The sequence below is a fragment of the Bacillus sp. 05T22 genome (genome assembly GCF_056396765.1).
The window spans coordinates 1-9,878 of sequence record NZ_JBFTMC010000146.1 but is presented as its reverse complement, the minus strand read 5'-3'; the positions used below and the strand labels follow the sequence as shown (position 1 = coordinate 9,878).

Annotated in this window: 18 protein-coding genes; 6 read left to right on the top strand and 12 right to left on the bottom strand. The window is 32.9% G+C overall.

Annotation, left to right across the window (positions count from 1 at the left end; translation table 11 throughout):
* The first annotated feature begins 197 nt into the window (after nt 1–197).
* Nucleotides 198–500: a WGxxGxxG family protein gene (locus tag AC1DIT_RS25620; RefSeq protein ID WP_016115803.1), complete on the top strand. Its 303-nt coding sequence runs from the start codon at nt 198–200 to the stop codon at nt 498–500.
* Nucleotides 501–788: 288 nt separating this feature from the next.
* Here the strand turns inward: AC1DIT_RS25620 and AC1DIT_RS25615 are convergent, their stop codons facing one another.
* The 5 genes from AC1DIT_RS25615 to AC1DIT_RS25595 all read right to left on the bottom strand — a co-directional run bounded on the left by AC1DIT_RS25615 (nt 789) and on the right by AC1DIT_RS25595 (nt 3,025).
* On the bottom strand, nt 789–1,082 hold the full coding sequence (locus AC1DIT_RS25615; protein ID WP_476998498.1) for a hypothetical protein: 294 nt from the start codon (nt 1,080–1,082) through the stop codon (nt 789–791).
* Nucleotides 1,083–1,563: 481 nt separating this feature from the next.
* Nucleotides 1,564–2,106, bottom strand: a complete 543-nt coding sequence (locus AC1DIT_RS25610) for a site-specific integrase (RefSeq protein ID WP_016115805.1) — start codon at nt 2,104–2,106, stop codon at nt 1,564–1,566.
* The gene (locus AC1DIT_RS25605; RefSeq protein WP_016115806.1) at nt 2,106–2,588 is read right to left on the bottom strand and encodes an ArpU family phage packaging/lysis transcriptional regulator; all 483 of its coding nucleotides are present in this window, start codon (nt 2,586–2,588) and stop codon (nt 2,106–2,108) included. Before AC1DIT_RS25605 ends, AC1DIT_RS25610 begins: the two co-directional genes overlap by 1 nt.
* Nucleotides 2,589–2,614: 26 nt before the next feature.
* A complete protein-coding gene (locus AC1DIT_RS25600) occupies nt 2,615–2,785 on the bottom strand; it encodes a hypothetical protein (protein WP_016115807.1) in 171 nt (56 codons plus the stop codon).
* A gap of 117 nt (nt 2,786–2,902) precedes the next feature.
* Nucleotides 2,903–3,025 carry a DUF3983 domain-containing protein gene (locus tag AC1DIT_RS25595; protein WP_016115808.1) on the bottom strand — a complete coding sequence of 41 codons (123 nt, stop codon included), beginning with the start codon at nt 3,023–3,025 and terminating at the stop codon, nt 2,903–2,905.
* Between the two features lie 130 nt (nt 3,026–3,155).
* Here AC1DIT_RS25595 and AC1DIT_RS25590 point away from each other — a divergent pair, with 130 nt between their 5' ends.
* Nucleotides 3,156–3,452, top strand: coding sequence for a hypothetical protein (locus AC1DIT_RS25590; protein WP_016131846.1), 297 nt, complete (start codon nt 3,156–3,158; stop codon nt 3,450–3,452).
* Nucleotides 3,453–3,568: 116 nt separating this feature from the next.
* Here the strand turns inward: AC1DIT_RS25590 and AC1DIT_RS25585 are convergent, their stop codons facing one another.
* On the bottom strand, nt 3,569–3,763 hold the full coding sequence (locus AC1DIT_RS25585) for a DUF7167 family protein (protein WP_016115810.1): 195 nt from the start codon (nt 3,761–3,763) through the stop codon (nt 3,569–3,571).
* Nucleotides 3,764–3,944: 181 nt separating this feature from the next.
* On the opposite strand from AC1DIT_RS25585, the gene AC1DIT_RS25580 reads away from it, so the two are divergent.
* Nucleotides 3,945–4,397: a hypothetical protein gene (locus AC1DIT_RS25580; protein ID WP_016115811.1), complete on the top strand. Its 453-nt coding sequence runs from the start codon at nt 3,945–3,947 to the stop codon at nt 4,395–4,397.
* A 106-nt stretch (nt 4,398–4,503) separates the two neighbouring features.
* Here the strand turns inward: AC1DIT_RS25580 and AC1DIT_RS25575 are convergent, their stop codons facing one another.
* The 4 genes from AC1DIT_RS25575 to ltrA are packed head-to-tail and all read right to left on the bottom strand — an operon-like array spanning nt 4,504 to nt 6,782.
* Nucleotides 4,504–4,665, bottom strand: coding sequence for a DUF3797 domain-containing protein (locus AC1DIT_RS25575; RefSeq protein ID WP_016115812.1), 162 nt, complete (start codon nt 4,663–4,665; stop codon nt 4,504–4,506).
* A 2-nt stretch (nt 4,666–4,667) separates the two neighbouring features.
* Entirely contained in the window at nt 4,668–4,862 is a 195-nt protein-coding gene (locus tag AC1DIT_RS25570) for a hypothetical protein (RefSeq protein ID WP_016133205.1), read from the bottom strand.
* Nucleotides 4,834–4,956: a hypothetical protein gene (locus AC1DIT_RS25565; protein ID WP_016115814.1), complete on the bottom strand. Its 123-nt coding sequence runs from the start codon at nt 4,954–4,956 to the stop codon at nt 4,834–4,836. Before AC1DIT_RS25565 ends, AC1DIT_RS25570 begins: the two co-directional genes overlap by 29 nt.
* A 26-nt stretch (nt 4,957–4,982) precedes the next feature.
* Nucleotides 4,983–6,782, bottom strand: a complete 1,800-nt coding sequence (gene ltrA / locus AC1DIT_RS25560; RefSeq protein ID WP_016115815.1) for a group II intron reverse transcriptase/maturase — start codon at nt 6,780–6,782, stop codon at nt 4,983–4,985.
* 783 nt (nt 6,783–7,565) lie between these two features.
* On the opposite strand from ltrA, the gene AC1DIT_RS25555 reads away from it, so the two are divergent.
* The gene (locus tag AC1DIT_RS25555; RefSeq protein WP_016115816.1) at nt 7,566–7,817 is read left to right on the top strand and encodes a hypothetical protein; all 252 of its coding nucleotides are present in this window, start codon (nt 7,566–7,568) and stop codon (nt 7,815–7,817) included.
* 62 nt (nt 7,818–7,879) lie between these two features.
* On the opposite strand, the gene AC1DIT_RS25550 is transcribed toward AC1DIT_RS25555, so the two are convergent.
* Nucleotides 7,880–8,092 (bottom strand): hypothetical protein, encoded by a 213-nt coding sequence (locus AC1DIT_RS25550; protein ID WP_033671414.1) that lies wholly within the window; start codon nt 8,090–8,092, stop codon nt 7,880–7,882.
* Nucleotides 8,093–8,294: 202 nt separating this feature from the next.
* On the bottom strand, nt 8,295–8,444 hold the full coding sequence (locus AC1DIT_RS25545) for a hypothetical protein (protein WP_175637027.1): 150 nt from the start codon (nt 8,442–8,444) through the stop codon (nt 8,295–8,297).
* Between AC1DIT_RS25545 and AC1DIT_RS25540 the strand changes: the two genes are divergently transcribed.
* Nucleotides 8,439–8,831: an ImmA/IrrE family metallo-endopeptidase gene (locus AC1DIT_RS25540; RefSeq protein ID WP_044880869.1), complete on the top strand. Its 393-nt coding sequence runs from the start codon at nt 8,439–8,441 to the stop codon at nt 8,829–8,831. The genes AC1DIT_RS25545 and AC1DIT_RS25540 overlap by 6 nt on opposite strands.
* Nucleotides 8,832–9,023: 192 nt before the next feature.
* On the top strand, nt 9,024–9,878 hold an 855-nt coding region (locus AC1DIT_RS25535), incomplete at its 3' end, for an Arm DNA-binding domain-containing protein (protein WP_476998497.1).

Genomic DNA, 9,878 nt, shown 5'->3' with positions numbered 1-9,878 from the left:
CTCATAGGATATACTGTTATAAAAAATTTATTCTTATAAATATATAGCAATTAACTTGACCCATTATTATCAGTACTTTTAATAATAAAAGTTAAAGATGTTTATCATAATTTCAATTCAAATGGTTTTATATATTTTCAACCGAATATTGTCTAAAGGAACTGGAGACATTACTAAATATGAAAGGAGGGAAAACCATGAAGAAAAAATTGTCATCTATTTTAGGTGCCCTATTACTAACTATTATGCTTTTTGGTACAAGCATCCATGCTGAATACGATGGATATAATACGGATAGAGTTAACAATAATAATATTACAACTCGAGTTAATGACAATAACATGAATAGAGTTAATTATGATACTAGAACTCGAAATGTGAATACAACAAATGATTTGAATAATAATCGTAAAAATAATAATTGGGCATGGCTTGGTTTATTAGGACTAGTAGGTTTATTCGGTCTTAGAAGAAAAGAAAAAGAACCAGAAAGACGTTAATGTAGAACATTGCATTTAACTTAAAAAGATACTTATTCATCAAAAAAATGCAAAATGAATAAACTATGAATCGCCTTTAATCAGGCGATTTTTTATTTTTTCAAAATCAATAATAATTATATAAAAACGGATACTATTCAATGAATTTCTTAACTTGATGGTAATAGAGCGGTACGTCCATTTAACGAACAACGCTTCTTTTTTATACCGTCGCTTCTCTTACCCATATCTGACATTGTCGAAAATAAAAAAGAAGAATACTCCTTCAAGTATTCTTCTTTTTCACTATTATTTCATATAACCGTTGCTATCAAAATAGTATTTTGTCCCGTTAATTACTAATGATTCATTTGTTGCAAGTCCATAATCTCCTGGAATAAAATACATCCATTTTCCTTGTGCGTTTTGTTCCCAACCTGACTTTTGAACTAATTTTCCTCCTGGAGCAAATAAATACCATCTTGCTCCTGCAGAACCACGGTCTATCACTATCCATCCATTTGTAGTAGAATTAATGCATTTATTGCCTGGATCAACCATAATACGTCTAGAAATATAATACCAATCTTGTTCAGATTTCACCCAACCATTATATATTGAGTTTCCATTATCGGCATATAAGTTAAAAACCCATATTTTAGAAGGGCACGTCCCTACTGTTTCTAGTTCCTTCCATTCTCCATCAGTTCCAGCTACATATGTATTAGCTGCAAAAGCATTTGTAGTAGGATAAATAACAAAAATAACAAAACATAATATATTGTATACTGAATTTCATAATAAATAACCAAAATTATACACTTTGAGAGACACCCATAAAAATATAGGAAATACTCTTATTAAAAGCACCGACTAGATTCACTTCAATAAGAAGATATTAATTTATAAAAAAATGTCTTAGCATTTTTTGTTTTGCCTTATGACTTACCCATATCTTATATTGTGTGTAACTGAGCCAATCGCCAAATCCCTTGATACCAATGAATTTATAAGACTTTCTTTTTTGAGTTACACAGTACGAAATTTATGGGCAACTATATAAAAACAAAAGAAAAAACAATGATTAGATTTTAAACCTAGTCATTGCTTTGTCCATTGCATCTTGGTTTACACCTATATAACGTAGCGTGACCTTCTCAGATGAGTGATTGAATATCTCCATAAGTAATGCGATGTTCTTTGTTTGCATGTACATATGATAGCCATATGTCTTTCTTAAAGTATGTGTACCAATCTCATCTAATCCAAATTCCGCTGCCGCTCCGCTTAATATCTTATATGCCATGCTGCGACCGATTGGACAGTTCTTCCCTTGCCTGTTTCGTAATAGATATTCATCATCTTCTCTTTCTTCATTGAACCATTTTAGTTCTCTTTTTAGTGATGATGTAATTTGTATTCTCTTTTGTTTGCCTGTTTTCTTTTCACGCATAGATATATGACTTCCTTTTACATCACCAACCTTTAACTTTAGTATGTCACTAATTCTTAATCCTGTATTAATGCCCATAATGAACAGAATATAATTGCGCTCGCTCTTTTCCTTAAAGTAATCTTTTAATTGTTGTATTTGCTCTGGATCACGTATTGGCTGAACAAAATTCATTATTCATTTCCTCCTGCTTCTTCTTTCTCGTAAACTTCGAGTCTAAGAGCAAAAGCAAGCTTATAAAATGCTCTAGCTTTAACACGTCGATAAGTTCGTTCACTCATCCCCAGTTCGTTATACACCATATAATCACAGATATCTTCATCTTCTAAATAGCGCTTAATAATGATGTCTCTTTGATTCCTTCCGGCTAATCCATTTCCAAAGCGGTTTAATGCTTGATCAATACGAAATGACATCTTTTCAAGCCATTCTTCTCTTTCACTTTGCTGTACATTTGCTATCGCAACATCTTCTAACGGTTTTCCAACATCGTGTGTAGGTCCATGATATCTAACTTCATAAGAAGGAGTGACTTTCATTTCTTTACGAATCATTCCAAACTGCCTATATATACGTACACTTTCAAGAACACCTTCTAATTTCTCTTGTGTTGCTGTTCTATCGATTTTTGGTAAGAAAGATAATTGTTTAGTCATGTAAGACCACTCCTTTTATTTATTAATTACTTTTGTCTTAATGCTCCACGTCTACGCTCATATCGTGGTCCACGAATCCCCATTAAATCCTCAATATCACGTGTGCTTAACTTTTCTTTTTGTTTTTTCTTATTTTTCTTTTTCCCTTGTTTTGATTGCTTTTTCCATTCACGTAATTGATCTCTTAGTGCTTTCATTCTCCCCATCTCCCTTTTCAAAATAAAAAGGACACCATATTCTCAAAACAGCTRTAATTGCCGTTTTTATGAATTGGTGTCCTCTAGTTTTCTAGCCGGACTATATTCTTTTTTCATTCACTTTAAAATACTAGCTTGTACAAAAATATTTCTCCAAGCATTATCAACTTGATATTTATCCACCACTTTTGCACGACGAGCAATAGCTTTCTTTATTTTTCTCTTCTTTAAACTTGTCATTCCTCTAACCTCACTTTCTATTAAAAGGATTATTTTGTTAAGAACTTTATTCCAATTTATAACCGCTATCTTTTTCTTTTATTTTCCATTAAAATTAAATAAAAACATTTTGATAACATAGGAGAAAGCTATGAAACATAACATCAATCTATGGTCCTTTATTTGTTCCTTGATTTGTATTGGTTTATTCCGTTTATATTTTGAAATCCCATCTGAAATATTCAAATTTTTTACGGATTCACTACACATTCACCCTTTATTCATTTTACTAGTTTTAACAATAGGAACTTTTTTTGCTGGCATGATTGACTTCTCTAAGATAAATAATTGGGTAGCGATGCTTAGAAGCATAGTAACAGTCCTACTAACATTTTCATTATCTGTATTTCTAACACTTACTTTGATTGTAGGATATGCGTTAAGCTAAAACGCAATTTAAAGACAAGACTGAATAAAACTCAATATTCCGTCAATACTGTAGACAACCCATTTCTTAACCTATTCCACAACCCGAGCAGTTAGCTTTTGCTAGCTGCTCTTTCGTTAATCTTCTTCAAAGCTCCAGCCGCCATCAATATAATTTGCTGACCATTCTTTCCACTTTTGCTCTAGGAAATCTTCTACATCTTTATCTGTTTCTGGATAATACCCTAATTCATTTAATGTGAATGTTTCATCATGCTTTGCACCAGCATAACCAATACTTAATGTGAAACGCACTTTTGTATTTGGATCCATATCCATTCCCCTTTTCTACAAAATGAAATTTTTGTTCGTATTTTCGTCATATTTCCGAAAAATTTTCATCAACTTACAAAATATGACACTATTTCTATTTCTTAATTGGTATTATCTAGTATATCAATTAGGTTATAACACTTGATTGATAGATAACCAATATAGAATAGGAGATGTATGTATGTTAAAAAAATTAGCTATCGGAACATTAGCTATCGGAATTTTATTGCCTGGAAACTTCGCACATGCCACGTCGCCTCAACAAGTGCATAACCCCTTAGAAATTAAACCACTAGTACAAACGTCATTACTCTCAGAACAATATTCTTATAGTTTCTCAAGTTTATCTGATCCTAGACAATTCGGTTACATCTATGTGAATAATGCAGGACATATCACTTTTAATGTTGATCAAAAAACAGTTGATGGTAAAAGAATAACGTACGCCTTCTTAAAAATGGAACCAGATGGTTCTTCGACTATCTTCGGTTCTGGTACATTTAAAGGTACTGGTTCATTTACTTTTACAACTAATAAGCCAGCTCCTGTAGGAACTTATATGCTGTATGTAAAAAAAGTGGACTCTATACGTTCCTCTGATTCATCAGGAACTATCACATTTACCACACCTTGATAGTCATACACTTCTCTAAAAAAGAAATCCTTTGACGAAGCCGTCAAGGGGTTTCTCTTTTCTAATCCCCCAATAATTCTCTTATTCTATAAAATAGCGTTTTTGTTTAGTTTTCCTTTATTTCAATACTCCATCCATATTTACAAGTTCGCTTGAATGTATCATCATTTATTTCTAAAGTGCCTTCACCATTTCCGACCTTATCGTTACCGCATTCAGGACATTTCGCATATTTTCTAGTTAATTTAAGTGTACTTACAACATTCATTATTAATCCTCCTCAAGTTCCGTAACAGTTAAGTAATTTCTTGCTTTCTTCTTCTTTGCCAATCTGCTTTGATAAGCTGGTGTCATGTAAAAGTGAACTGTTTTAGGAAGTACGCCCATATGCTGAGCGCATTCCTTTATGGTCCCGATACATATCAATGACTCACCTTTATAAACGACGTACTCCTTTTGGTTCACTTTTCAACTCCCCATTTCTACTAGTTGCGATAGGTAAGACTTTGAAGTTATCTCTATCTTTTCCCCCGCTTAACACTGTACGTGCGACTTTCATCGCATACAGCGTCCCATCTTATTCTTTTATACTAAAGTAACTAGATTACAAGCTTTACGGAGTTTGTTTATTTTCTTCAATTGTTTATCGTTCAATTGAAGTATTCTCATATACGTTCTAATCGTCTCTTCATTTGTAGCATGAATCAGTCTGTGGACAAATTCATATACAATAATTAGGTTATTGAACTCGTCAGTTCCTCCCATACCTTTCGGTACTTTGTGATGACAGTGTGCTTCATCAGCTAGCAAAAAGATTCCTATGACAGCACATTTTCCATTTTGCATGGAATATCTCGACATTCTGTTATCTGTATACTCCATGCTTTTCCCTATGGTGGAGGATAACAACATTTTTTGCATTTCATTGGCAATGTTGCCTTTTAAACTTTTGATGAGTTTCTGTCTTCCTTTTCTAGTGTAATTACATATATCTTGACTAAAACTTTGAGGGAATCGTGTTTGTATGTCTGCTAGTGGATATACATGATTACCTGCTATTTCAAAGGTTCTAAAATTGTTCTTGTGTAATTTTTTGTATAATGTATTAGCATTGGTAGGAATTTTATATTTTCCTATTGATTTTAGACGATTAAACAATATTTTCGAGAGACGAAAGGCTATTTCAGCAAAGTCTATATTCACCTGTGTTGCAATTCTGTAGTAGTTTTTTATACCAAGCACGTAAGAATTATAATCCTGTACCGTTTTTCCTGATGGACTCTTTTGAATTGCTTTAATCCTTGTTTTTGCTTTTTCAAGGATGTCCTTTTTCTTTTTCTCGCTTACATGTGTGTTTGCCACATATCTTTTGCGCTTTTTAACAGCTTTGATAGAGAATCCCAGAAAATCCGAAGATTTTCTTTTCAGATTAGTTATAGTTGATTTTTCCTTAGATACATCAAGGTTTAATTGATTTTTGAGATACCCTTCCACTGCATGGAATATTTTTGTTGCAGATTGATGGTTGTTGGTAAATATCTTGAAATCATCTGCATACCTAACTATATACATTCTTTTCAGTTTTGCTTTTGATAAACGGTAGTTTTTAGTTTGTACTGTATGTGGTTTTCTTGTTTTGATATTCTCCCACTGACTAGATATCCACCAATCTAAATCGTTTAGTACAACATTACTAAGTAATGGACTTAGGATTCCTCCTTGCGGAGTTCCTTTTGTGGGAATACCTTCTCCTTTGATTGGTGCTTTTAACATTTTCGAGATGATTGTCAGTACCCTTTTATCAGTTATACCTATGTTGTATAGTTGTTTTAATAATTTGGAATGGTTTACGTTATCAAAGAAACCTTGTATATCAATATCTACTACGTGACTATATCCCCCTCTATTTATCAAAAATTGACACCTAGCCATTGCATGGTGTGTTGACCTGTTAGGTCTAAATCCATATGAATGCTTGTAGAATTTTGCCTCACATATTGGTTCTAGAACCTGTTTGAACATTTGTTGTATCAATCTATCTCTCATAGTAGGTATTCCTAATGGGCGTTTCTTTCCATTTGGTTTAGGTATTTCTACCCTACGTACCGTGTTAGGTTTGTAGTCTACAAGAGCTTTTCTTATGTTATCAACAAAAGAATCTACATCTTTCATTTTATAGTGGTCGATTGTAATACCATCTGTTCCTTCGGTTTTAGAACCGGTGTTAGTCTTTATATTTCTATATGCTAGTAGAATATTTTCTTTTGATACTATGTGCTTATATAAATTCACACCTTTAGTAGCATTGTTTTCGCTACGTTGATATAAATCATCAAACACTTTTTGCATGTCGTAATATTCTGCATGTCGTAATGTTGTACTCACCGATGTATTAATTCCCCTTTCTTACGAAAAGTCCCATCATCTTACTCGATCCTGTGAGTTACATCTAGTTAATTTAGTTTTCAAAGAACAAGACTAGGGACTATCCCTCCACATTCGTTACATACTTCGTCGGTACTGTGTCCCCACCTTCACAAGAATGAAGCAATTTCGGTTCGTTAGAACCTTATATGCATCTGTCCGCTAGTAGGCGTTGTTGACAGTTTCTTGTTTACCACGTTCCGATTGACCTAGCTATACATATATCCTTAGGTGCTTGCTTTAAGCCTGTTATCTTTACATCCTCATCGTTAGATGTTCCGAATTTCATATTATTTACTCTTACTTTTCGGTAGATAACGTCGTCATTGACGACATACACATTTCTAATGCATTAAGCGTTTAGACCCGTACATTCGCAAGTTCGCCAGTCCATTCAGACATTCTCACCATAGATATTTTGTAGCATCCCGACCTATCCATTACCATATGATTTCTCACTTAGGTTTTGTTCAGCCGACTTCACCTAGCTTCATACAATTTGCGACTACTATCACGCCTCGCATGTAGGAGTATCAGATAAGTAGTTTCAGCTCAACCTGACGGCTTTCATTCCTACTCTCAGTCAATCCGTTGTTGTCATCAAATTGATAACCCTCCTATTTCGTGTTTACACACTTATAAGGAAACGTGTCGCACAAATAGCGTTTTTATTGAAAACTCACTTTGATTCACTTTGTTTATGGTATAATCTGTATAATTCATTTTTCAAGAAAGGACAAAGTAATGAGAGCATACTTTGGGATCACTTCATTTTTATTAACTTTAATCGTATTTTTCGGTCTATTATCTATGCGTACAAACGGTTATATACTTTTTTTAATACCTATCTCAATTATTTTAGCTATTTTTGCTCCAAAAGGTACATCGAAAAAAGTCGCTGTAGCTAGTTTAGTAATTTCATGTATTATTTACGCTCTCATATTCGGCCTACTTTTTATCATTGGTTGGGGATTGGCAGAATCAAAATTAAACTAATCCCCTTTTTTTCCAAATAACGATTTTGTTAAAATTTCACTTCAATTCACTTTGACTATGGTTTAATCTGTATAATTCATTTTTTCAAGAAAGGATAAAGCAATGAGAGAATACTTTGGTTTCATTTCAATGTTTTTAACTTCAATCTTATTTTTCGGTCTGTGTATAGCCGGTCCTTTTTTAATTTTAATACCCATCTCAATTGTTTTAGCTATTTTTGCTCCGAAAGGTACAGCCAAAATATTCGCTTTTGTTGGTTTAATAATTTTAGGTATTTTCTACGCTTGCATATACATCTTCATTTATTTTATTGATTAGGGATTAGCTGAAACTCATCTCAGATAATCATCTTTCTCCAAAATAAGGATTTTGTCTTGTTTTACAATCTGCAGTGTTTCTTTAAAAACTCTTCCAACTCATTGATCCATTCCAACGTAAATTGCGTTGGTTCTTCAATCATGTCACCCATGACCGAAACTATATTTCTATAAGTCGCTTCTGCTTCATCTTTTCCTCAAGTACAACTACACGATCATTGTAATTTTGCGGATGCTGCGCTTTAATGTCTTGATCCAACGCCTTTTGCATTTTAAATAGTTCGGATAAATCAATTCCTTTTTTATTCATCTTGAATCAGCTACAAATCAATTATTTTATCTTTTCAGTAAACTTAGTATCCACACTTTTCATGATTTACATGAAGAGATTAATGGTTTTTACAAATGTGAAGAAGGAAATAAGTTTATCGCTATCAATAATAATTTATCAGAAACTATGCAAAGGACAGTTTGTGCTCACGAATTGGGACATGCTGTCCTTCACGAAGAAGTAAATACTCTATTCTTACGAAAAAATACTTTTTTATCTGTTGATAGATTAGAAATAGAAGCCAATACCTTTGCTGCATTTTTATTAATAGACAAAAATACCATTATTCCAGGTGATACAAAAAAATGTATCACCTATAAAAATAACATTCCTATAGAACTCTTAAAGTTTTATAAAATTTATTAAAAGAGGAAGTTGTTTTGATTATTGATTTAGCGATTGAAAGAGAAAAAAGACAGAAACAAAAAGAAAATTAACTTGTAAAATTGCCTATCGTTACGCGAGTTTACGAAGAAGATGGAGAAATTAAATACGAAATAGAAGGATATATAGACACACCTGTTTCTTAGTTAAAAGAAAAATAAAGGAGGGAAAATCATGGCGTCTTTCCGAAAATACCAAACAAAAGATGGAGCTAAATGGCTCTACAAAATTTACACCACTATTGATCCGAAAACAGGAAAGAAAAAACAAACAACAAAACGTGGTTTTAAAACAAAGAAAGAAGCTCAACTTCATGCTGCGAAGGCTGAAACAGAATTAAGTAACGGGACTTTTATAGAAGATAAAAATGTGATGATTTCTACATTTTTGAATGATTGGCTTATAACCTACAAAAAAGGAAAGGTTAGAAATCATACATACAATCTTCACAAAACAGCAATAAACAAGCATATCGTTCCGTTTTTCGGATCGTATAAGGTATTCGATATTACACCTTCACTCTGTCAAAAATTCGTGAATCACCTCTTAGAAGAAGGGTATAGTGAAAATAGTGTTAAGAATTACACTGCACCTTTAAAAGGAGCTTTRCTCAAAGCTGTTGATTTGCAGCTTATTCAACAAACACCTTTCCGCGGAATTGTCATTGCTAAAAGTGATACTGAAGACAAAAAAATTAAGCATTTAGAAGGACAAGAAGTGAATACATTTGTTCAAAAATTAAAAGATACAGAACCTCATTATTTCTCGTTGTTCTTTACACTACTTCACACAGGAATACGCAAGGGTGAGGCACTGGCTTTACGATGGGATAATATTGATTTAGAAGAAGGAACAATAAGTATCCGTCACACCTTCACTTATGATTATAAAAACCTAGATAATCTATTCGCTAAACCCAAAACAAAAGCATCTTACCGCACGATAATCTTAGCAGATTTTTTAATCCAAATCTTAAAAAATCATAAACTTGAACAGAATAAATGTAAACTAAAATTAGGAGGGTTATAC